Raw genomic sequence first — 22,100 nt, 5'->3', positions numbered from 1 at the left:
GCAGGTATGAATGCCTTCGAATCGGACCGGATGCCATCGACGGCAAACGCGGCTGCGCAGTGCGGTGACTTTCGCTTCTGGACAGAAGAGAAGCTGAGGAACGCCGATACCGATCAGTTCAGACACGTCAACAACGCCATTATCGCGACTTTTTTCGAAGCTGCGCGCATGGAGATCTTTGCGCCGCCATCGATTCGCGCGCTGATGGGCGGCACGAACCTCGCGGTCGTCAGACTGTTGATTGAGTTTAGCGCGGAGGTGCATTTTCCCGGACGTGTGTGTGTCGGAACCACGGTCATCGAAGTCGGAAAGACATCGTTCAAGGTACGACAGGGGTTGTTCGTGGACGCGGACGATCGCTGTCGCGCGAAGGCGGAAGCCGTCTGCGTGCTGGTCCACGGCGAGAGCGGACGTCCGCATCCTGTCACCTCTGAATTGCGCGCCTATCTTCTGGCCAGCAATGGCAAGGAGCCTTTCGCATGAGTGGCAATAAAGTTGTTTACGAACGGCGTGGCGACATTGCGCTGCTGACACTCAATGACCCCGATCGCCGCAATGCGCTGTCGCGGGAAATCGTCCGCGGACTGTCGCGTGCGCTAGACACGGCATTGGCCGAAGGGATACGCGCGGTCGTGATCGCCGCACGGGGGCCGACCTTTTGCGCGGGCGCCAATATCGACGACCTGCGCGACGGATGGATGGAAAGCCCTGCACCTGATGAAGATCCCGCGGTGATGTTCAAACGTATCACGGAATTCGACAGGCCCGTGATAGCCGCTGTTCATGGTGCCGCGGTGGGCGGTGGGATGGAACTCACGCTTGCATCGGATCTCGTTGTGGCAGCCGACTCTGCATGGTTCCGCATGCCCGAACTGGGCCACGGCGTCATTCCGAACACCGGGCTCGCGTTGCTATCGCGCGTGATAGGCCTGCGCCGCGCGTCCGAGTTGATATTGACGCGCCGGCGCGTGCCGGCGGACGAGGCGTTGGCCATCGGCCTCGTCAATCGTGTGTTGCCCGCTGACAAGCTTCTCGGCGAAGCGTTGTTGCTTGCCGGAAAAGTCATCGAATCGGTGCCGCCGGGCGCGCTCAAGGCAGCGAAGCGCAATCTGCTTGCGCACACGGCAATCGACTGGCGCCGCGTCGTCGAGTCGCCGCTCGACGTGCCGAAAGAAGAGTGGCAAGAAGGTCTTGCCGCGTTCAATCAGAAGAGAGCGCCCGACTACGAGCGCTTCTGGGACAAAGTCAGTGACGGTCGCGGCATCCGGATTGAAGGGTGATTCGCCAGGAAAACACGGTCTGTTAAGGAGAGCGATGTGAAAGTGTTGGTTTCGGTTAAACGATCGGTGGACGCCAATGTGAAGGTCAGCGCGAAGCGGGACCAGACGGGTGTCGAACTCGCGAATGTGAAAATGGCCATGAATCCATTCGACGAAATCGCAGTCGAGGAGGCGGTGCGTTTGCGCGAGGCCGGCGTCGCGACCGAGGTGGTCGCGGTGTCGGCGGGCGGCGCACAATGTCAGGAAACGCTGCGCACCGCGCTGGCGATCGGCGCGGATCGCGCCATCCTGATCGAGTCGAACGAAGAGTTGCAGCCGCTGGCAGTCGCGAAACTGCTCAAGGCGGTGGTCGACAAAGAACGGCCTTCGCTGGCTATTCTGGGCAAGCAGGCGATCGACGACGATTCGAACCAGACGGGCCAGATGCTCGCCGCGTTATCGGGTTTGCCGCAAGCGACCTTTGCTTCGAAGCTTGTCATTGCGAACGGCAAAGCGACCGTTTCGCGCGAAGTGGACGGCGGGACCGAAACGCTGGCGCTGATCCTGCCGGCCGTGGTGACGACGGATCTGCGGCTGAACGAACCGCGCTACGTGACGCTGCCGAATATCATGAAAGCAAAGAAAAAGCCGCTGGAGATCCTGAAACCCGGTGATCTGGGTGTCGATGTGACGCCGCGCCTGAAGACCCTGAAGGTCAGCGAGCCGCCAAAACGTGCCGCTGGCGTGAAGGTGGCGGATGTCAGGACGCTCGTCGAAAAGCTGAAAACCGAAGCGAAAGTGCTTTGATACACGGATATGCGGAGAAGGATCAAATGTCGATTCTGGTCATTTCTGAACACGATAACGCGTCGCTGAAAGCAGCAACACTCAACACGATTGCGGCTGCCGCGATCGTTGCGACATTCACGAATCAAGCTGTGCACGTGCTGGTCGCCGGACACGGAGCAAAAGCCGCGGCGCAGGCCGCCGCGAAAGTCGCTGGCGTCACCAAAGTGCTGCTCGCGGATTCGCCGGCATTGGCCGACGGTCTCGCGGAGAACGTCGAAGCCACGGTATTCGGCGTTGCGGGCGGCTATTCGCACATCCTTGCGCCGGCTACCGCCTATGGCAAGAACATCGCGCCACGCATTGCTGCACGACTCGACGTCGCGCAGATCAGCGACATCATTGCCGTCATTGCCGACAACACATTCGAGCGGCCGGTCTATGCCGGCAATGTGATCGCGCAGGTGGAATCAAGCGATCCGGTCAAGGTGGTCACGGTCCGCGCGACGGCGTTCGATCCGGCGTCGTCTGAAGGCGGCAGTGCGTCGATCGAGGAAATTGCGGCTGCGGCGGATTCGGGAATTTCAAAGTTCGTCAGCCGGGAAGTGACGAAGCTGGATCGTCCGGAACTGACTTCGGCGAACATCATCGTGTCGGGCGGACGAGGTCTGGGCAGTGGCGAGAATTACCGAAGCGTGCTGGAACCGCTGGCCGACAAACTCGGCGCGGCGATAGGCGCGTCGCGTGCCGCCGTCGATGCGGGCTATGCGCCGAACGACTATCAGGTCGGACAGACAGGCAAGATCGTCGCGCCGCAGTTGTACATCGCGGTTGGCATCTCCGGTGCGATCCAGCATCTGGCCGGGATGAAAGACTCGAAGGTGATCGTCGCGATCAACAAGGACGAAGAGGCGCCGATTTTCAGCGTTGCCGACTACGGCCTGGTCGGTGATCTGTTCGACTGTGTTCCTTCGCTCCTTCACGAACTGGACTTGGGTTCATGAAGGCGCCAGTTTCAGCATGCTGGAAAGACCGTGCGAACCCGGTCGACATTGGCCGCTTGCAGGGAGTCGCAAGCGCGAATGCTGAGGATGCCAGCCTGTGGCGATGGTTCTCGCTGATGGTGCAGGACTCGCGCATCAGGTGGCGTCTGGCCCATGGAGCCTGGCTGGTGTCGGTCGACCACCGGCACGTGGCGACGGAAACGAGCTTCGACGAGGCAATGCGCGCAGCAAAGGCGAGGGTCGACGGAACCGCCACTTCTTCTTTTAAGGTCAAGCTACGGAGTAGAACATGAGCTTTCGCAGTATCAATCCTGCAACGGGCGAATTGATCGAGGAGTTCCCGCTGCAGACCGACGAAGAAGTTTTCGCGGCGCTGAAAACGGCCGACGAACTTTATCGCGAAGACTGGAAATTCAGGCCGGTTGCCGAGCGTGTCCGGATTGTCGCGCGAGCTGCGCAGATCCTGCGCGAGAAGCGCGACGAATACGCGAAGTACCCGACGCTCGAAATGGGCAAGGTGGTTCGCTTCGGGTACATGGAAATCGATCTGGTCGCTGACATTCTGGATTACTACGTGCAAAACGGCGAGCGGCTTCTGGCCGCGCAGTCGTTGCCGGGAGAACCGGGCGCTACGCTGGTATCCGAGCCGATCGGTGTGATTCTCGCGATCGAGCCATGGAATTTCCCCTACTACCAGCTCGCCCGTGTCGCTGCGCCTCAATTGATCGCAGGCAACGTCGTGCTGATGAAGCACGCGGAAAACGTGCCGCAGTGCGCGCTCGCTTTCGCGAGGCTGTTCGAGGAAGCCGGAGCGCCGAAGGGTGCGTATACCAATCTCTTCTGCAGTATCGAGCAGGTCGCCAGTCTGATCGACGATTTCCGCGTGCGCGGTGTTGCACTGACCGGCAGCGAAAGAGCAGGGGTTTCGGTCGGTGAACGCGCCGGGCGAAATCTCAAGAAAGTGATCCTTGAGCTGGGAGGTAGTGACCCCGCTCTGATTCTGCCGGGTGCGCCGATCGAACATGCGGTCGAGCAGTGCGTGATGGGCCGCACGTTCAACTCGGGACAAGGCTGCGTCAATATCAAGCGCGTCATCGTGGTCGGCAAGGAGCGTGGCGAGCTGATGCTGGCTGCGCTGAAGGAGCGCTTTGCGGCGATCAATGTCGGCGATCCAGGGGACGAGGCGACCCTACTCGGCCCGCTCGTCAGTGAGCGCGCGCTGGAAGGTCTGCTCAAGCAGATCGCGGACGCCGAGGCTGCCGGAGCGCGAGTCGTTCATGGCGGCAAGCGGGTCGATCGTCCCGGTTTCTTTCTCGAGCCGACGATCATCACGAATATCACCGAAGACAATCCGCTGTTTCAGCAGGAGGCATTCGGCCCGGTGTTGTCGTTCTATGTCGTCGATAACGAGGAAGAAGCGATCGAGCTGGCCAATGCGACGAAGTACGGGCTCGGAGGCTATGTGTTCGACGCGGATATCGCGCGTGCAAAACAGGTTGCGTCGCGCATCGAGTCGGGGATGGTGTACATCAATTCGTGTTTCGTCGACTCGCCGGGGCTGCCTTTTGGCGGCGTCAAGAATGCTGGTTTCGGTCGTGAGTTGTCGGAATTGGGCATAGGAGAATTCCTCAACCGCAAGCTCGTCCGGGTCGCCGGCGCAGCCTGATCGCCTCGCGGGGCGGCGCCGTTGTCGCTGCGCGAGTTTGTGGCGATAAGCATCGCCATTCGTCCACGGAGGAGCCTGCCGGTTCCTCCGCAATTTTTTGGTCCGGTAGATAAATCATGCAGATTCGCAAAGGTGGCTGCTTATGCGGCGCGGTGCGTTACGTCATCAAGGGTGAACCGTCGGCCGCCGCAATATGTTATTGCAGGCACTGTCAGAAAGCGGGCGGAACATTGTTTTCCTTCAACCTGTTAGTGAGTGAAGCCGACTACGAGCAGGACGGGCAGACAATGGTCTATGAAGACAAGGGCGATAGCGGTCAGCCCTCTTATCGGCATTTCTGCGGGAATTGCGGTTCTCCGATCATCACGAAGGTGGCGATGCTGCCGGCGCAGGTTCTGGTAAAGGCAGGCACGCTCGATAGCATGGACGGCCTGCAGGCTCCTCAAATCGAGATCTACACGGCGCGCGCCGTGCAATGGCTCGCACCTATCGCTGGCACTACGCGCTTTGCACTGAGTCCGTGACGCGTTGAGTGGGCGCGACCGTGCAGATCTTTGCGATGCGTACCCGCGGCCGGATCTGCTTCCGGACATGGCCTCCGCACTGGAGGCGTTGCGCAGTCGCGGCGCTCCAGTTGGAAACTTGTCTAGTGGCTCTGCAGAATCCATACGCAGGGTTGTCGCCATCTCGATCTGTAAAAGCACTTTTCCCACCGGGTCAGCACGGAACCCATACGAGCATACTAGCCACGGGCGGCCGCCTATGAACTCGGCGAACAGACAATCGGCGCATCGCGAGAAGCGATCCTGTTTTCATGGCCGATGGTTCGTATGCAGCTGGCGCTAGAGACATCCGGTACACGGTCGCATGGATCAATCGCGGCGGTAGCTTCTTTGAAGAACTGGAAGTTCGGCCGGACATTGAAGTGCGTTCTCTCGCGGCACAGTCCGGATGGTTGCGTGAAAGCGATCTATCGAGCATCGTTGAGCGCCGGTGCTGTCCTGGCATGGACGGCGCGCTCCCCAACAAGTCGACAGATATCAACTCCCCTTATAATCGGGCGGCCGGCGCTCGGTGAATGCGGTGACGCCCTCGCGCGAGTCACGACTCATCAGTAGTTCTCTCTGCAATTGCGCTTCCTGGAGCAGACCTTCCGAGAGATCGAGGCCATAGCTTGCGATGACCGCGCGGCGCGCGGCAACGACCGCGAGCGGACCATTCGCGACGAGCCGGCGAGCGATCGTCAGCGCGGTTTGCTGCAACTCCTGTGCGGATACCAGTTCGGTCACGAGGCCATGATTGAGCGCGAAGTTGGCGTCGAAGGTATCGCCCGTCAGGATCATCCTCATCGCGACGCCCATGCCCGTGACTTTCACGAGTCGTTGTGTGCCACCGCCGCCGGGGAGAATGCCTAGCTTGACTTCGGGCAACCCAAAACGCGATTCAAACGTGGCCACACGGATGTCGCAAGCGAGAGCCAGTTCGAGGCCACCGGCCACGCAAAACCCGTCGATCGCGGCGATCGTCGGCTTGACGACGTCTGTGGCGCCAGTCAGGCCACCGAAGCTGATGATCGAGGTCGGCGCATCGCTCGCCGCGATCCGACGCCTATGCGGCAGGTAGTCGCCGATATCGGCACCGGTGCAAAACGCGCGTCCTCCGATGCCGGACAGGATGGCCACCTTTAACTGCGGGTCTTCATTGAAACGCCGGAACGCGCGCGCGAGGTCGCGATCGTGTTCCACGTCGAGCGCGTTGTGAAGCTCGGGGCGGTTGATGACGATATGAGCAATAGCGTGATCGATGATCTGGAAGTCGATGGACATCAATGTATCGTTGAAGTCAGCGCCCGGCCATTGCGTGTGATCCTGAGCAGTGACACGGGCTGAGGTGTGGAAAGGGGGCGCACGCACAATGCCGTCGGGGCATGCGATCTACCGCATATGATCAGCGCACGCTGTTGGGCGGCCTTCGCAAAACATATCGCTCCAGCCATTCGAGCGCGGAATTCAGACATACGCCGATGATTCCGACGATAAAGAGCAACGCAAAGACGGAGGGAGCATCGAAGTCGCGTTGAGCGGATAGAAGCATGCCGCCGATGCCGGGCAGTGTCGCCAGCATTTCGACCAGAAGCGCAACAATGATCGCCAGCGGCACTGCGACGCGCAGTCCGGCGATCATGCCGGGCAAAATGCATGGGGCGTAGATGTTGAGCAGCATACTCCGCGCGGAAAGTCTCAGCGTGCGGCCTGTGCCGGTCAAAGTCGGGTGAATCGTCCGGGTTGCGTGCAGCACATTGAGCAGGACCGGCCAGAGCGTCGCCAGCGTGATGACCGAGACTTCCAGTCCGGCGCCGGTGCCGATCAACAGCATCGCTGCGGGAACGATTGTCGGCGGCGGGATCGAGCGAAGAAATTCAAGTGTCGGCGTGACGGCTTCGGAGATGGCAAGCCGCGCGCCGAGGATCGCGCCGATCACCGTGCCGATCACGCCCGCGACTACGGTGGAAAGCACGACGGTCTTCAGCGTCGCTAGCACCGATAATTGAAGATCGCCTGTTGCGAGCATCGTGGCTGCTTGCGTCAACCAGGCTTGCGGTGCCGGTGCAACGGGTGATGACGGGTCTCCCCACGCGCACCATGCGCTTAACAAGGCAACCGGCAGGACGAGGCCGGCAAGCATACGAGATATGTAGTTCACGGATGACTTTCCTTTCAGTTTCGCTGGTACAGGCCAGGAAGCAGGCGTCCGACTGCGAAGTCCAAAGCGAAGTTCGCGAACACGCCGAGCATTCCAATGGCAAAGAGATAGGCAAACATCTCGCTCGCTTTCATTGCTTCCTGCGCGCTGACCAGTCCCCATCCGAGGCCGGCCGGATTGCCCACCATCTCGGCTACGACGCTCACTACGAGGCAAAGACTGAAGCTGAGTCTCGCGCCGACGAGAATCTCCCGAAGGGCGGCCGGGATGACGACGCTCCGTAGCGCATGAGATCTGCTGAGGTGCAAGGTGGCGGCGACTTCGAACATTCTGGAGTGCAGTCGCTCGATGCCTGACTTGCTGCTGAAGAGCACGGGCCATGCGCTCGCAAACACCGTGACGCTAATCTCGGTTTGCAAGGAGAATCCGAATACCAGAATCGCGAGCGGAATCAGCGCGACGGCGGGCACGGGTCTCAGCAGTTCGATAAAAAGCGAGAAAATGAGGCGAAGCTTTGCCGAACTGCCCAGTGCCATCCCCAACGGTATGCCGACGACAAGGCAGATGCCCCAAGCCGCGAGCGCCGCGCCAAAGGTATGCAATGCGTCGGCGGGCAGACGTCCGCTCACCAGCGCATCGAGCAGAGCCTCGCCGATTTGCACGGGCGCCGGCAGAACGTTAAGCCCGTCGGAGGTGTTAGCCGCCAGTTGCCAGGCTGCCAGTAGCGCGATGGGCAGCAGCCACTGACACCCCTTGCGCGAGAGGGGCGTCATCGCGCGGCTCCGTGTAGAAGGTTCAGAAGCTCGTGGCGCGCCTGCAAATATTCGGGCATTTCCTTCGTGGAAATCTGATCGCGCATTGCGGGGAGTGCGGGGCGTATCTCCGACGCGATTCTTCCTGGAGAGCCGGCCAGCAGCACGACCCGGTCTCCCAGATAGATTGCCTCGTCGACATCATGGGTGATGAATACGATGGTGGCTCCGGTGCTGGCCTGGATATGGCGCAACTGGTCCTGCAGTTTCGCTTTGGTCATCGCATCGAGCGCGCCGAAGGGTTCGTCCATCAGCAGGACCTTCGGCTGCAGGGCCAACGCGCGCGCGATTTGCAGCCGCTGCTGCATGCCGCCGGATAGCTTGGCCGGATATTCCTTCTCGACATGTTTGAGACCGACCAGCGTCAGGGCCGTGTCGATGCGCTGGTCGAGTTCCGCTCCGGAGATCTTTCCCTCGATGCCGAGCGCTACGTTGCCCCTGACTGTTCTCCATGGCAGCAACGCGTTGCCATAGTCCTGAAACACCGTCACGACGCCCTCGGGCGGTCCGCAGAAAGTCTTGCCCTCATACAGGACTCTGCCGCCCGTCGGTTCGCAAAAGCCGCCCAAAGCACGCAGCAACGTTGTCTTTCCCGTACCCGACCCGCCGACCAGGCAAAGAAATTCCTGGCGGCCGATACGCAGGTCGATGCTTTGGAGAATGACTTTTTCTCCGCTCGCCGATGTCAATCTGACTTCGGTCTGGTCACAGAAAAATGCAGGTGGGTTCATATTTATCCATCAAATTGGCTGTTGTATCGGGCGCAGCCGATGCGCCGGCTAGAACCGATTGGTTACACCCACTTCGACGCCCGTCTGATTGGCGCCGGCGACCACACCGGAACCAAAGCCCGCGACGCCGAGGTTCGATCCATGACTGTTCTTCACGTAGCTGATTGCTGCGTAAAGGTTGGTGCGTTTCGAAAGAAAATAGGCGGTGTTGATGCCGAAGTCGATCGGATGCTGGCCTGCCGATACGATGTCCGTGTAGTAAGTCGCCGCGGAAATGATCAAGGCAGGGGTGGCGTGATACTGGAGTCCGCCGTAGTACATATTGGAGCGCGCGGCAGTGGCAGGAATGGAACTATTGAACCACTTGTATCCGGCGAATAGTGTGAGCGGTGAAATCACCCGATAACTGAGTCCGGCGCCAATGCGTTGCTCCTTGTTGCTTTGCGTGACAGTCGATGTGCCACGGCGCATCTCGTACACGAGAGCCGCCAGAATCGGGCCGGCGGCATAGCTCACCCCGCCGCTGACTTCCTGGCCGACGCGGAACTCGCCCGGAACCTGTGCGCCGTTCGGGATGGTTGCGTCGTAACCGGTGCTGAAAAGCGCGTCGAAGCGCAAAGGTCCAGTCGAGGTGACGTATTTGACGGAGTTGTCCGCCCGGTTCGCGTACTGGGCGTCCTGGGCGACCAGCGACCAGTTGTAATAGCCGAGCGGATCGAGTTGCGTGAAGTAGTCGAAGAGGGGAACGTTCTGACGACCCAGCGTTATCGTCCCGTACGGTGTCTGAAGGCCAACGAACGCTTGCCGGCCAAACAGACGCCCGCCCTGTTGAAGCGTACCGTTTGCGATATTGAAGCCGCTTTCAAGCGTGAATACTGCTTTGATCCCGCCGCCCAGGTCTTCCTTGCCCTGAATCCCGAACCGGTCACTTACATCACCACCGGTAATCATCTGAACCACGCTTTGATTCTGGCCGCCGCTTTTTCCCGCGTTGGTGACGTACGCAATGCCACTGTCGACAATGCCGTAGAGTGTCACGCTCGACTGCGCATGGACGGCGGCTGCAGCTGAAACGATTATCAAACCTGCTGCGTACCGGGTAAGACGGACTGTCGCTGCCGGATACCGATATTTCATTACTGCGTCTCCAGTGTTTTTTTGAGGGGCTCCACTACCGCGTCTGCGCTAGTTGACGCTCGATCCCGCTGCGCCCACGTTGCCGCTAATCACACCGGCGGCGAGTGAAGCCCGGATCCAGATTTCGATATCGTTATCGTCGAGGTGCGTGTGATAGGCAGGCAGGCGCGTGGAATTGGCGATTTCGTTCGGCAGGTGCGTCCATTTCGCAAGTACCGCGCGGGATGCTTTGTCGTTCTTCTGGATGTACTGAATCGCATCGTTGAGCGCGGCGCGCCATGCGACGAGCGTCGCATGATTCAACCTGGCCCACTGACCGTTGGCCATCCAGCAAGTCAAAACCACGGGGTCGCCGACGGAAAGCATCGGATCGCCGAGGCTATTGACGCCTTTCTTCATCGATGCGGATGCGTATGGTTCGACGATCTCCGCGGCGGCGACGCGTCCCACAGCCAGCTGGTCACCCATATTTGCAAAGGACATCTCCTGAAAACGAATGCCCTTCGGGTCGATGCCGCGCTCGCGGAGCGCGTTTAGCGTAGCAACGTGAATCACCCCGTTCAGCGATGGCGTGGCGACGACTTGTCCTTTGAGATCGGCCATGCTCTGTATCGGGCCGTTCGCCGTGACCACAAACCGCATCTGCTGATTCGACGACCGCTCCTGTGTATTACCTGAAATGCCGACGATATCGAGCTTCCTGAGCCGTGCCTTGATGATATCGATCGGCGTGCAGCCCGATATCTCGAACTGCCGGCCCAGCGCGCCAACGACGGACGAAACGTTTTGCACGGTCGTGATGTCGACGTCCAGCCCATGCGCGTCGAACATGCCTTGGTCCTTGGCGACCCATAACGGTAGCCATGCTGCCGAGACGACGGACGCAACGCGCACTTTCGTGCGGGTGGGCGTATCCGCCCTCGCAGCGTAAGGAAGGACGAGGGAGGCGGCCAGCAGGGCAAAAGCCAGCAAACGGAACAGGTAGGACACAGTGTCTCCTCGGTGAACTGATGGGCCGCATCGACGGGTTTGGGTGCGGGAAGCTTTGAGTAAAGAACTGCTCCGCCGAACGAAAACGATTTCGGTGTAAATGCTAGAAGTTTAAATAATAAGAGTCAAGGTCGGGTTAACTCGGTCGAAAGCGATTTCGAAAAAAATGGATCAAATGGTTTGTGTCCGCCCAAACTCGGTGGCACGCCGGCCGTCTTTGGAAAGACGTGCGGCGAGGGTGGGCACGTATCCGGGCTTGGCCCTGCAAGACATGGGGGCGGCTTTGCAGCGATGCAGTGGAAGAGATTCGGGCGTCTATCCGCACGCTCACATCGAGGTGCATCTCGCGGGCGAACTCGGGAGCACATGGGACGGCACACGTGCAAGCCAGGCGCGGATGGCGTCGAGATCGTCATCGGTGCCGATCTGGCGGCGTCCGGTGGCGCGGTTCGCGCCGTTGCGGCCGTCCAGGTTGTCGGGGAGCGCGAGCGTGCCGAGAGGGCGAGGCGTGATGAGGGTGGATTCCATGGGACGTTGGTCGGCTTGCGGCTACCACCCAGACCCAGCAATTTCCACACCGCGCTCTTTCGGGCCCGCACCTGGCGCGGCGAAATGGCCAACGATTCGGGTGGCGCCAGGGCGCAGCCGTGCGCGACCCGGCCTCGTGTGTCCAGCTGGACGCGAGCACGAGGGTTCGTCCATTGCGCAACTAACCGCCTGCGCCATCCTCACCCTGCATCCGCCGGTTCCCGGCGCACCGCAGCGGCAGGCAGGGCAAGCGAGATTTTTCCGAGGAGGTGAGGTTTCATGCGGGTTGCACTGGAGCGGAGCGCCCGGCGTGTTCTTTCTCGTAACAAGGCCCGAAAACGGGCGTATTCCGAGACAGGAATGCATGGAACCCAAGCACGCCAAAATCCTCACCCCCGCGAAATTCCGCCACCTTCTGTGCGTCGCCGAAGCGACCAGTCGCTTTTCTGAGCGCGACACCTTGATCCTCTTGCTCGGCATCACATGCGGTATGCGCGTGACTGAGATTGCGCGGTTAGAAGTGCATCATGTGCTCTCAAAGTCGGTCACCAGGAAGGAAGAGATCGGGTTGCCTGGCTCGATCACCAAAGGCTGTCGTTCGCGCTGCGTGTTTCTCTCGCACGTGAAGGCAGTCGAGGCGTTGGATCGCTATGTCGAGTGGCGATATCGCCGTGGACATGGGATGTCACTGGATCGCCGTGAGTACCGTGGTCTTATGCCCCGCACAAGGCTGATCGTCACGCAGAAGGGTGGCGCATTCGAGCTGAGCACGAAGCGTCGCGTCAATTTCGAGGGCGACTTGGTCGAGTATCTGGCCGCCGATAGTCTTCAGAGCTACGTGACCGGCCTGTACCGTGCCGCCGGGCTCGGGGCAGGTTACAGCAGTCACACTGGCAGGAGGACGTTCGCGAGCCGCTTGATGGCGAACGGCCATTCGCTCGAAATGGTGCAGATTCTGTTGGGACACGCTCGACCATGTTGCGCCGTATCTGGAAGTATCGCAGCGAGAGCTCCGTGCAGCTGTCGCTGCGGTCAACCTATCCGATTGAATGCATTTTGCATAAGCTTTAATCAGGCCCGTCGTTTGGATATACAGATTTGGGTGCAGATGCCGATAAGGAAGGGTTAGGCAAGAGACGGCAGCGACGTTCAGAGTTTGGCCAGAGGCACTTCTTAGAGTCACCAACAGCGGAACATACCGATGAAGGTACACCATAACGCCGAGAAGCTTTGCGCATGGATGCGTCAGTATGGTGCGGCGACAGTCAAGCAGATCGCGGCAAGCGGGACGTTGAATTCGCGCGCAGCGTCAGATGCAGTTCAGTACGCGGTTCGTCACGGCGTGCTTGAGCGCGTTAAGCAGTCTGGAGCCACCCCCAGTGAGCGTGTCCAGTACCAATTGACAGGACGTGAGCTCCCGGTGCTGAAATCCGGTCCAACCGCGCCTTCGTTCGATGCGCTATTGTGTGCGTGGGGCATTCCTCAAAAACCGCCGATCGCCCGCGCGGGGTTGTCGCACAGGGTTGAAGTCGCCGACTGCAATTTGGAAAACTAGGAAACGTAAAAGATACGCACCCACGCGGGCGAGTACGAACGAAGGAACAAAGAATGAAGAAAGCAATTTGTATGGCGGTAGCTCTGCTATCCGTTGCGGCCGGCAACGCTCAAGCGGCAGGCTGTTTGAAAGGCGCGGCCGCTGGCGCCGTAGCAGGGCACGTGGCAGGGCATCATGCAGTTGCCGGCGCAATCGTCGGTTGCGCAGTAGGTCATCACATGGCGAAAGAGCAGAAGCGGAAGGACGCGGAGGAACGTGCCGCGGCGCCGGTGCGTTAAACAACGGCGCGGAAAACGGGGGCGACTTTGTCCGAGCTAGGCGCGTTAAACCCTGCTGAAGCCGAAAACTCGTCGCGCGCTCGCGCTACCGAGGCGCTGTACGCCGTCGCGGGAAACGGGAGGATAGTGCACGTGTCGGAGGTCGAGCGTGGTCGAGCATGTGGTTGTTTCTGCACGGCATGCAACGGTTCCGTGATCGCGAAAAAGGGGAAACGCAACGCGTGGCACTTCGCGCATGATGCCGCTGGAAATTGTGCGACGGCTGCCGAGACGGCCCTGCATCGCGCCATAAAGCAGGTCATCGCTGATGGAAGCGTTCTGGCAGTGCCTGAACTCACGGTTGAGGAAACTGCGACATTCGACGGATACGAGAGAAGTGCATCGCGCACCCTAGCGCGAAGACGCGTCACCTATAGTGCCCCGCGCCTTGAAGTGCGTATTGAGGATATTGTCGCCGACTCCGTCGTAACCGTTGCGGGGCGCGACCTCATAGTGGAAGTGGCAGTAACGCATCAGGTCGAGGCCGATAAAGCCAGCAAGCTCGGTAAGCTCGGCATTGCAGCGATCGAACTCCTTGCGTGGCAATTGAATCGGGATGTTGACTGGAATATGCTTCGTGCGTTTGTCCGAGACTCATTCGAAAACCGCATTTGGCTTCACAACGGCCGAGAGCCGGTACAACGGCAGCTCGCCTATATGGACGCGCTACAACACGCAAAGAAGGCTTCGGCCTACGATCGCCGATTGAAATCACGAGCGGTCGAAACTTCCGCGGTCGGTGTACAGACGAATCTGAGCCCGATTCATGTTCATCAGTGGGCTATCGATAAATTCAAGCGGCTCTGGGCCACGTATGGTAGCGGCACATTGACGCGGCTTGATCTCGACAGGAAGGCTGCCGGGTATGTCGCTCGGTGGTCAGAGGCAGACGCGGCGGGCGACCCATCCGCCTATTTCGATCTTCTGGTCGAGTGGGTTCGGGAACATACCGATTCGATAGTGCAAGTGGCATAGTCGAGGACCATCGGAAAACGCTGGCGCTCGTGCGCCGCAACGCCGGCCGGTAGTTGGTGTAGATGCAGTCGGGGGAATAGCTGTGGACCACTCGTATCGTTATTCATTGCTCGTCGTGGGTGCATGCGTCACATTGCTGACGTCGGGCTGCGTTTTCGAGCGCGCTCAGACCGCCGAGGCTGCGAAGTCGCAGATGATCGGCCTTTCCAAAGGTGACGTACTGGCATGCATGGGCGTCCCGCAAGCGAAAGTCGCTGAAGGCAACGTCGAAGTCTGGAGCTACCGTTCTGGCAACGGCCGAACCGACACTTTCAACAATGCCTATTCGAACACGATGGGCAGTGCGGTTGGTGCTGCCGAGGCGACACGTGTTGGGAATTCAGTGTACGCCACTGGCGCTGCTGCCGGCTCGAGCCAGACCAACTCTTTCGGTCACTCACTGACACGCCACCGGTCGTGTACGGTGTCCGTGGTGATGACCAACGGTGTGGTTTCTCGGGTGAACTACAGCGGACCGACTGGAGGCGCACTCACAAAAGGCGAGCAATGCGCCTATGCCGTTGAGAACTGCGTTAAGTGATAGGAAAACAGAGCCATGACGAACGCGAACTATTGGAGCTTGATCCAGAACGAGGCCGGGGACCGCTTCGCATGCCAACGCGAGGTCAATGCAACGCACGAAACCGGTCAGTGGCACTCCAAACGCTGAGGCGGCCGCGCGTGAATTGGACGAACTGAACAACAGGCTGAAGAAGAAGCCGCAGCGCTCGAACGGATGCTGCCCGACCATCTTCGATAAGCCACGGAAAACTACGACATGACCGTCATCGAATACCGGGGATACAGAATAACCCCCGCGTCATATGAGAACAGCGATATGCCAGGGTACTGGTTTCCGTTGGCCGTTGTTGATTCTCCTTCTGGAGACAGCACGCGCGTCGCCTTGCAGCCAGCACGCGGGATTGCGAAAGCCGATGCGGACGTCGCGGCGATGAACGAGGCAAAGCGTCGCGTGGCAGCCAACAATCTGTGACTCGGAAATCCAGATCGGCATGCTTGTTTGCGTCGAACACGCATACGGAGCCATTGAGCTATGTCGCAAGGATGGGTGTACGTTTTGTCCAACTCTGCCATGCCAGGGTTGCTGAAAATCGGATTTACTACTTTACCGGTAGAGGAGCGGGTGTCGGCACTTTCGACGACTGGTGTTCCCGGTACGTTTATCGTTGAGTTCAAGTGCGAAGTCGATCACGCTGCACTGCTGGAACGAGAACTGCATCACGCGCTTTCGGATGCGCGGTTGCAAGCGGAACGTGAGTTCTTTCGCTGTGAGGTGGGTACGGTTGTTGAGGCGATAAAACGGTTGGTCGACGCTCCTGACGCCCAATATGTCGTGCACGCCGTCGGTGGTGCTTCAGTGCACACACAGTTTTCTGTCAAGGGCGGACCGGCTTCAAGCCAAACTGCGATGGCCCATGAAGACGGGGATAATTTGCCGTCCACACGACGTCTTGGTTTTGCGACAAAGTTCGTCGAAATAGTGTGCCCCCGCTGCGCCACAAAATTTTCTACGACGCTTATACGATACGAGCTGAGAGCACGTTGCCCGACCTGCTACACGTCGGTCGCCGCTGATGTGGCGTGGTGAACCGGGTCTCATTGGTGAGGCCATCCAGCGCCGCTCGGCACTAATTCTCGCCAAGAATGTGATAGAACGAGCACGTAACAGGACGGAAAACGGAATGCGCGATCTACGGGCGATAACTGGAAGCGTTGCTGTGACCGCCGCTGATGTCACTTGCAGGCCGCCGTCCGATGGGGAGAGCTTCGTGTCGACGGCACGGCAACTCTGGTATGGCGCGCGCGCACTTGCGGAAAGCAAGGTTGAGACTGCACTTCCCGGCGCCCTGCTCGCTGCGCAGGCGCTGGAGGGGGGGCTGAAGGCATTGCTTTGGACAACGGGGCGGCGTGCGTCAGATCTGAGGGGGAGGCCGTTCGGACACGACCTCGATGCACTATGGCAGGCCGCGGCTACGGGAGCAATGTCCAACTCCCCGCCCGCCTGGTGTTCATGCCTGAACGCGCTCCATGCCGCGCCGTTCCACGGCCGCTATCCGAGCGGTTTGAACGGGTTCCTGGCTCCGAATGCGAATCAAGTGGTGATCGACATTGACCACGTCTTGTCGCTCACAGAACAAGCTGTCAAGGTGGTACCTTGGCGTCAGCCCGGCGAATAGGAAGACGACGGTGATCTCTGACAAGACGCGACAGGTTCGTTTTGACCACGGCCGCTGGCACTTTGAACTCATCGAAGCGCTCGGCTGCTCCGATACTTTACTGCGCTTCTGCTCAGATGAGTGCGCAATTCAAACATATTTGCTTGGCACTGGTCGACCGCAGCACGTCGGCGAGGACGGAAAGCTAACTGCGTTGGACGACGCAGCCACGTCAAGGTTTGTCGATCCCATAATGGATTCGATCGAGGCGGCGATCGCCGCCTATAAAAGGCAACTGGTGGTTGTAGTCTCAACCATCACTGAAGCAGCAATCGCGGAAGCGTTTACGGTTCTTTTCACCTATCGGCCGTTAGTCATGAAGGATCTTGAGATCAATGACCAAAGCCTTCATTTGTCGGTACCTTTGGAGGACTTGGTTGGGGCAAGCGATCTATGGTCTCTATGTTCCGGCATAGTTGAGCGAGCTGTAACAGCAGCGACGCAGGGTAAAAAGCTATCGGTCCTGAAGCGGCTAGAACGACTGTTCAAACGCAGGATCAGTGGAGTGGTGAGAGAGAGCTACCTAGCGCTAGTTGACCAGCGGAATCGCATCGTTCACGATAATTGGCGGGGTGACTTCACTCGTACAGAACTCAGAGAGTACTTCGATGCAGGTTGCGATTTCGTGGAGGAGCTCGGCAAATTGGTGGCGGCGCGGGCGCTCCCGGTTCACGACCCAATGCATCGATTTGTAGACCTACCGCACTAGCCGACTGGCGGCTCATGACCAGGACAGGAAGCGCTATGGACGATATAACCCAAGACGAACTGAGAGAATGGGCTCGCATCGTCTGCGAGCAGCTAACGCCGACCGAACAGACTTTCGTCTCACCTGAGGCGGTGAAAGCCGTGCTTCGTGTCGTGCACAGTTCAACGATGGTCCCGCTGGCCAGGCAACTGCGGGAGATCGCCGCGCAAGCGCGCGAAACAAAACAACCGTGACGAGTCGGAAAACGGGGAAGATTATGACCAATCTCGCAAGTGTACTCCCGCAGCTGTTGCCTGCAGCGATCAGTTGGGCTGAGGAACAAGAGCGGCAAGCCTTATCAACAGGGGTAGCACTGATGCCGCAAGGCATCGCTGACGCACGCGCCCTCGGTGTTAGAGAGCCGGAGAAAATCCGCGTGGTCATCGCGCCAAGGCTGCCGTTGCCGGATGACGCATGGTTGCGAAACGTCGCTGTGAGTACTGGGTTGCTCGGACCAGGTTTTACGGGCCTTACATTAGGATACGCAATCTTCATCGTTCACGGCCACTTGACACGCCAGCTGCTGACACACGAATGCCGGCATGTCCAACAGTACGAAGTGGCGGGCTCGATTGCTGCGTTTCTGCCCGCGTATCTCCAGCAGATCGCTACGGTCGGATATCACGCAGCGCCATTTGAAGTTGACGCCCGAGCATACGAGATTTATTAACCATCGAAAAACTCAGAAAAAGGATCTTTGATGAGACTGCCCGGATTGGTAGAGCAAGAGGATATGGAAATCGTCTCCCCGGAGGGGGAGTTGCGTTGTCGCATCAAGGGTTCGTTTACTGGAACTATGATCTTGATCGACGACACAAGCGCGGATGTTCGGACCGGCGATGAGATTCGGCGGCAACTCCCCAACGGTAAGCAAGAAGTCTTCACGGTAGATGATCCAACGTTCTACAGTAGCGGCCCATTCGGCGCGCACTACCAAGTGAAGGTTTCTCGTCCTAAAGTCTTCGATAGGCACACGGGTGGACACTACTCCGTGAACGTAAGTGGCAACAACGCCCGCGTCAACATCCACTCGAGCGATCACTCAGTCAACGTTGTGTCAGCCAGCGATATCTTCGGCCAGATGCGAGAGAAAGTTGAAAGCGGGATCGGTGCTTCGCCTGAGAGGGACGCGTTGTTGGATGCCATCGCGCGCTTAGAGTCGGCGAGGCACGACAAGGCTTCTTTCTCGCAACACTATCAGGGCTTTATCAGTTCGGCCGCGGCACATATGACGATCGTCGCTCCGTTTCTACCAGCCTTGGGAGAAATGCTCGCGAAATTGCATAGCTGAGCCATAGGAAAACAGGCAGAAGGACATGAAGCTGTTTCTTGATGACGAGCGCCCGACGCCAGCGGGCTGGCATCGAGTGTATTGGCCGTCCGAAGCCATCCGGCTCCTTGACGCAGGGGGCGTGACAGAACTCAGTTTGGACCATGACTTGGGCGATGACGCGCGCGGAATGGGCTACGACGTCATTGTCTGGATCGAGGAGGCAGTCGCGCTTCGAGGATTCATGCCTCCAGTGATCATGATTCACTCTGCGAACCCGTCTGCGGCGGAGAAGATGCAAGCCGGCGTCCAAGCGATTGAAAGGTTCATGCGCGAGCGTTCTATCCATCGTGACGTCCGGACTTGAGTACCGCGAAACAAAAGAGCAATCGATCAACATGGGCGAAACTCTCACAAGCAGCGAGACTGACAGCCACGCACTCGCGTTGGCGCAGAGCTATCTCGATATTCTCACCGCTAGGGACCTTGCCGTCTTCGATGGTGCGCAGGGCCTTTCGGGGCTATTCCTTCCCACTGTTCCAGCTAGCTTTGCGGCTGCGAAGCACCGTCTACTCGTTGTGGGTATGGAAACGAAGGCGTGGCGAGATAAAGAATGCAAGTTCAAGCAGGGAAACGTGCCCACAATTGACGCTGTTTTCGAGTCGATGCGGTCGCACAGTCGGTGGCTGGAGCGTCCACCCGAACGTCACAAATTCCTTCAGTTCTTACGCCAGGTGAAACGGTCGATGCATACCGCCGCCGCAAGGCCGGCGACAAACAGAATGCACGGCGGCGTCAATTACACGACAACAAACCTAGCAATCCGTTCAGCGGCCAGTTGCCTGACGACGGCAACGTTGCGCAGTAACGATGAGCGTCAACTATCCACCCTCGCACCTCTACGGGTACTTCGGTCTCGCTCGTCTACAGGGGCCTTGGTAGTGACTTGCCGTGTACGAAGGCGTGATGTCTCGTCCGAGAGCCCGTTGCGGGAGATCTGCACGGCGGGTTCGATGAGCGGGGTGTGAAGGCGGAGTTATGGCCAGGGTTAATAGGGCACCGCCAGACGAAAGAGGCGGCAACAGACAAACCCCGCCTACCGCCCCCGCGTCACACCTCGACTCTACCGACCACGCCGCTAGCACAACCGCCACGATGAGGCTCGGGACGCTGCCTCCATGCGTAGATGCCGGCGAGTGGATGGAGACGCGGTTGCCTCCGTCGAAGAAAAGGCGAATGGCAATCGCGAGCTATATTGGTAATGTGATGGCTATCAAAAAGAAGATTCATAGTCAGGAGAGAATTCGTGATCTACCAATGTACTTCTTGCAGAAGAAAATCATTTGAAACTAAATGCCCATGGTGCACAAATGCTCCGGTTCAATCATCGGGGCAGTCAGTACCTGCGGCGCTCCAAGTCCCGCTTGATCCCTCCTTCTATCCTGAATTCCAGTATCAGACAAAAGGGTTCCTGAAGGATCTGCTTGGCAAGAAAAAAGAGCAGGCGCAACTCAACGACCTGCTTCGCGCAGTGCTCAGGAAATATTCCGAACTCAAAAAACCTTACTTTGCCAATTTCTATCACACGGTTCGAAACGTGGGTATTGAACCCAGTGATGCCGAAACGCCAGGCGCACGAGAAAATGGAACGTATTCTAACCGCGAGCTGTTTCGCGAGGTTTTGATTCGCAAAGGCTTCACAGAGCTGGAAGAGCTTCCGCACCTGTTGGACAAACTTTTGCTGACGACAGGTTTCAATTCGGTATACCTTGGCTTTTCCACTGAGATCTCGAGGCATGTCAAGGGCTCACTGCGCGAGATTCTCCGGTCGTGGATAGCGGAAGCAGGTGTGAGCTACCGCGATGATCTCAGCCTGCTATTCTATTTCCTCTGGGACAACAACATACGCCACCCGGAAGTACAGTATGCGGATCAGGCGTCCTCGGTATTCGGCACGCCGCTTCTTCCCTGGCAGACCGTGGAAACCTGGTTGAAAATCTGCGAGCAGATCAATTTCGACATCCTCGTCGAGAGGCTAGCAACGAAACTGGAGTTTTTTGATCCTAGTCAGTTCGTGACGATGTACCACGTGGACGCCATGAATGGATACGAGTTCGAAAAATTTCTTGCCCAGATATTCCAGACGGCGGGTTACGACGTCGAGGGAACCAAGCTAAGCGGCGATCAAGGCGCAGACCTGTTCGTAAGCAAGTTTGGCAAAAAGATGGTGATCCAGGCAAAAAATTATTCGGGAAACGTCGGCAACTCAGCTGTTCAGGAAGCGATCTCAGCAAAGAGCTTCTATGGTTGCGACGATGCCATGGTCGTCACAAATTCTTATTTCACACGATCAGCTACGGAGCTCGCCAACGCTGCATCAGTTCGCCTGATAGGACGCCGTGAGTTGCAGGCCTACCTTGATGACCACAACCAAAGGATCATCGAGCAGTTCCGTCTGGATGGCGATGGTATCCCGGACCCTGAATCCCCCGCCATCACAAGCGGCTGACCTTGGTGCTTCGCAACTGTCTAAGCGGTCAGGCATGGTCACGCTTATCTTTCAGCGTGTCCACGTCGGGCGTATCGAGAGGCGGGCGTGCCTGATGGTCGCCGGGTGTCGGCGTCTCGCCCTGGTCACTGTTGCCGCGAGGTCTTTTCACTGGACGGTCCACCCGGGGGGCGCCGATGGGTCTAGGGAGGGGATTGGGCATCCAGGGGGCCTCCAGGCGTGGGATCAGGCACCGTATTTTCTATTTTGGCTCAGCAAATGCGACCCTGATAATGCCGGGTTATCAGAGTTGATGAGGTTCGCAAACCTGAAAGATTGCGCGCTCCGGCCCGGCCGGACCGCGGCTGTGGTCCGGAGGACGCCACGGCAGGTCAGGGCGGGCGGACGCCGTTGCGGCGCCGCGGGTTTTCCGCCAGGATCGGGAGGCGCGGACTTCCCTCGCTGCATATGGTCGACCGCCGCGAACTTGTTGCCCTCGCGCTGCCCGCCGGCTGCGCCCCCGAAAACCTGCCGCCGGCGGGCGCCGCGTTCATCGCTGTGTGCCCGGGATGAGCCACGCTCAGTCGCCCGACCGGGCCCAGCGTCTGGCACTGCGGCCCTCGCTGCGCGTGCCCCGGGTCGATCCCCGAACCCGGCCCGGACGGCGTGCGCCTGTACGCGCTCGTGCTCACGATGGGTGAGGTGCCGCTGGCTTGGGCCGTGAGGCAGGGCGGGCTTTTCTGACTGAGCGTAGTTTTCGGATGGGCTTCCTTCTTTGGGCAAAAGACGCGCGGATGTTTCGCTCAGGCATCTCAAGCAAGGTGGAACATACAGCCCGCTATCTGATGGACGCGC

General features: G+C 59.0%; 27 protein-coding genes and 1 pseudogene. 21 read left to right on the top strand and 7 right to left on the bottom strand.

Going from position 1 to position 22,100, the window contains the following annotated elements:
- Positions 1–6: 6 nt before the first annotated feature.
- The 7 genes from PWP93_RS35205 (at position 7) to PWP93_RS35175 (ending at position 5,239) form a co-directional block, all read left to right on the top strand.
- Positions 7–483: an acyl-CoA thioesterase gene (locus PWP93_RS35205; RefSeq protein WP_421048139.1), complete on the top strand. Its 477-nt coding sequence runs from the start codon at positions 7–9 to the stop codon at positions 481–483.
- Entirely contained in the window at positions 480–1,280 is an 801-nt protein-coding gene (locus PWP93_RS35200) for an enoyl-CoA hydratase/isomerase family protein (protein WP_421048138.1), read from the top strand. The genes PWP93_RS35205 and PWP93_RS35200 overlap by 4 nt, the downstream gene beginning before the upstream one ends.
- Positions 1,281–1,316: 36 nt before the next feature.
- Complete coding sequence (locus tag PWP93_RS35195; protein ID WP_421048137.1) at positions 1,317–2,066, top strand: electron transfer flavoprotein subunit beta/FixA family protein; 750 nt, start codon at positions 1,317–1,319, stop codon at positions 2,064–2,066.
- Positions 2,067–2,092: 26 nt separating this feature from the next.
- Positions 2,093–3,049: an electron transfer flavoprotein subunit alpha/FixB family protein gene (locus PWP93_RS35190; protein ID WP_421048136.1), complete on the top strand. Its 957-nt coding sequence runs from the start codon at positions 2,093–2,095 to the stop codon at positions 3,047–3,049.
- On the top strand, positions 3,046–3,342 hold the full coding sequence (locus PWP93_RS35185; RefSeq protein ID WP_421048135.1) for a hypothetical protein: 297 nt from the start codon (positions 3,046–3,048) through the stop codon (positions 3,340–3,342). The genes PWP93_RS35190 and PWP93_RS35185 overlap by 4 nt, the downstream gene beginning before the upstream one ends.
- The gene (locus PWP93_RS35180; RefSeq protein WP_421048134.1) at positions 3,339–4,715 is read left to right on the top strand and encodes an aldehyde dehydrogenase family protein; all 1,377 of its coding nucleotides are present in this window, start codon (positions 3,339–3,341) and stop codon (positions 4,713–4,715) included. Before PWP93_RS35185 ends, PWP93_RS35180 begins: the two co-directional genes overlap by 4 nt.
- 116 nt (positions 4,716–4,831) lie before the next feature.
- Positions 4,832–5,239, top strand: coding sequence for a GFA family protein (locus tag PWP93_RS35175; RefSeq protein ID WP_421048133.1), 408 nt, complete (start codon positions 4,832–4,834; stop codon positions 5,237–5,239).
- A 516-nt stretch (positions 5,240–5,755) separates the two neighbouring features.
- Here the strand turns inward: PWP93_RS35175 and PWP93_RS35170 are convergent.
- From PWP93_RS35170 to PWP93_RS35140, 7 genes and pseudogenes are all read right to left on the bottom strand, one after another.
- A complete protein-coding gene (locus PWP93_RS35170; RefSeq protein ID WP_421048132.1) occupies positions 5,756–6,541 on the bottom strand; it encodes an enoyl-CoA hydratase/isomerase family protein in 786 nt (261 codons plus the stop codon).
- Positions 6,542–6,662: 121 nt separating this feature from the next.
- A complete protein-coding gene (locus tag PWP93_RS35165) occupies positions 6,663–7,418 on the bottom strand; it encodes an ABC transporter permease (protein WP_421048131.1) in 756 nt (251 codons plus the stop codon).
- A 14-nt stretch (positions 7,419–7,432) separates the two neighbouring features.
- Entirely contained in the window at positions 7,433–8,191 is a 759-nt protein-coding gene (locus PWP93_RS35160) for an ABC transporter permease (protein WP_421048130.1), read from the bottom strand.
- On the bottom strand, positions 8,188–8,961 hold the full coding sequence (locus PWP93_RS35155) for an ABC transporter ATP-binding protein (protein WP_421048129.1): 774 nt from the start codon (positions 8,959–8,961) through the stop codon (positions 8,188–8,190). Before PWP93_RS35155 ends, PWP93_RS35160 begins: the two co-directional genes overlap by 4 nt.
- 48 nt (positions 8,962–9,009) lie before the next feature.
- Positions 9,010–10,098, bottom strand: coding sequence for a porin (locus PWP93_RS35150; RefSeq protein ID WP_421048128.1), 1,089 nt, complete (start codon positions 10,096–10,098; stop codon positions 9,010–9,012).
- A 48-nt stretch (positions 10,099–10,146) separates the two neighbouring features.
- Positions 10,147–11,088 (bottom strand): ABC transporter substrate-binding protein, encoded by a 942-nt coding sequence (locus PWP93_RS35145; RefSeq protein WP_421048127.1) that lies wholly within the window; start codon positions 11,086–11,088, stop codon positions 10,147–10,149.
- 378 nt (positions 11,089–11,466) lie between these two features.
- A pseudogene (locus tag PWP93_RS35140) lies at positions 11,467–11,616 on the bottom strand (integrase); the annotation flags it as partial.
- A 364-nt stretch (positions 11,617–11,980) separates the two neighbouring features.
- On the opposite strand from PWP93_RS35140, the gene PWP93_RS35135 reads away from it, so the two are divergent.
- From PWP93_RS35135 to PWP93_RS35070, 14 genes are all read left to right on the top strand, one after another.
- Positions 11,981–12,745 (top strand): tyrosine-type recombinase/integrase, encoded by a 765-nt coding sequence (locus tag PWP93_RS35135; RefSeq protein WP_421048126.1) that lies wholly within the window; start codon positions 11,981–11,983, stop codon positions 12,743–12,745.
- 72 nt (positions 12,746–12,817) lie between these two features.
- Positions 12,818–13,171, top strand: coding sequence for a hypothetical protein (locus PWP93_RS35130; RefSeq protein WP_421048125.1), 354 nt, complete (start codon positions 12,818–12,820; stop codon positions 13,169–13,171).
- A 53-nt stretch (positions 13,172–13,224) separates the two neighbouring features.
- On the top strand, positions 13,225–13,449 hold the full coding sequence (locus tag PWP93_RS35125; RefSeq protein ID WP_421048124.1) for a hypothetical protein: 225 nt from the start codon (positions 13,225–13,227) through the stop codon (positions 13,447–13,449).
- A 126-nt stretch (positions 13,450–13,575) separates the two neighbouring features.
- Positions 13,576–14,463, top strand: coding sequence for a competence protein CoiA family protein (locus PWP93_RS35120; RefSeq protein WP_421048288.1), 888 nt, complete (start codon positions 13,576–13,578; stop codon positions 14,461–14,463).
- Between the two features lie 82 nt (positions 14,464–14,545).
- Positions 14,546–15,043 carry a hypothetical protein gene (locus PWP93_RS35115; protein WP_421048123.1) on the top strand — a complete coding sequence of 166 codons (498 nt, stop codon included), beginning with the start codon at positions 14,546–14,548 and terminating at the stop codon, positions 15,041–15,043.
- 237 nt (positions 15,044–15,280) lie between these two features.
- Positions 15,281–15,496 (top strand): hypothetical protein, encoded by a 216-nt coding sequence (locus tag PWP93_RS35110; RefSeq protein ID WP_421048122.1) that lies wholly within the window; start codon positions 15,281–15,283, stop codon positions 15,494–15,496.
- A 60-nt stretch (positions 15,497–15,556) separates the two neighbouring features.
- Positions 15,557–16,111 carry a GIY-YIG nuclease family protein gene (locus tag PWP93_RS35105; protein ID WP_421048121.1) on the top strand — a complete coding sequence of 185 codons (555 nt, stop codon included), beginning with the start codon at positions 15,557–15,559 and terminating at the stop codon, positions 16,109–16,111.
- Between the two features lie 94 nt (positions 16,112–16,205).
- A complete protein-coding gene (locus PWP93_RS35100; protein WP_421048120.1) occupies positions 16,206–16,700 on the top strand; it encodes a hypothetical protein in 495 nt (164 codons plus the stop codon).
- Positions 16,701–16,710: 10 nt separating this feature from the next.
- The gene (locus PWP93_RS35095) at positions 16,711–17,448 is read left to right on the top strand and encodes a hypothetical protein (RefSeq protein ID WP_421048119.1); all 738 of its coding nucleotides are present in this window, start codon (positions 16,711–16,713) and stop codon (positions 17,446–17,448) included.
- 35 nt (positions 17,449–17,483) lie between these two features.
- On the top strand, positions 17,484–17,681 hold the full coding sequence (locus PWP93_RS35090; RefSeq protein ID WP_421048118.1) for a hypothetical protein: 198 nt from the start codon (positions 17,484–17,486) through the stop codon (positions 17,679–17,681).
- A gap of 23 nt (positions 17,682–17,704) precedes the next feature.
- Positions 17,705–18,157: a hypothetical protein gene (locus PWP93_RS35085; RefSeq protein WP_421048117.1), complete on the top strand. Its 453-nt coding sequence runs from the start codon at positions 17,705–17,707 to the stop codon at positions 18,155–18,157.
- Positions 18,158–18,187: 30 nt separating this feature from the next.
- Complete coding sequence (locus PWP93_RS35080) at positions 18,188–18,778, top strand: hypothetical protein (protein ID WP_421048116.1); 591 nt, start codon at positions 18,188–18,190, stop codon at positions 18,776–18,778.
- Between the two features lie 25 nt (positions 18,779–18,803).
- Positions 18,804–19,124, top strand: coding sequence for a cyclic-phosphate processing receiver domain-containing protein (locus tag PWP93_RS35075; RefSeq protein WP_421048115.1), 321 nt, complete (start codon positions 18,804–18,806; stop codon positions 19,122–19,124).
- 939 nt (positions 19,125–20,063) lie between these two features.
- Positions 20,064–21,266 (top strand): restriction endonuclease, encoded by a 1,203-nt coding sequence (locus PWP93_RS35070; protein ID WP_421048114.1) that lies wholly within the window; start codon positions 20,064–20,066, stop codon positions 21,264–21,266.
- Positions 21,267–22,100: the final 834 nt, after the last annotated feature.

The organism is Paraburkholderia sp. A1RI-2L, from assembly GCF_048957375.1.
Classification (GTDB): Bacteria; Pseudomonadota; Gammaproteobacteria; order Burkholderiales; family Burkholderiaceae; genus Paraburkholderia.
The sequence above is the reverse complement of the archived record's forward strand: the minus strand, read 5'-3'. Positions and strand labels throughout refer to the sequence as shown.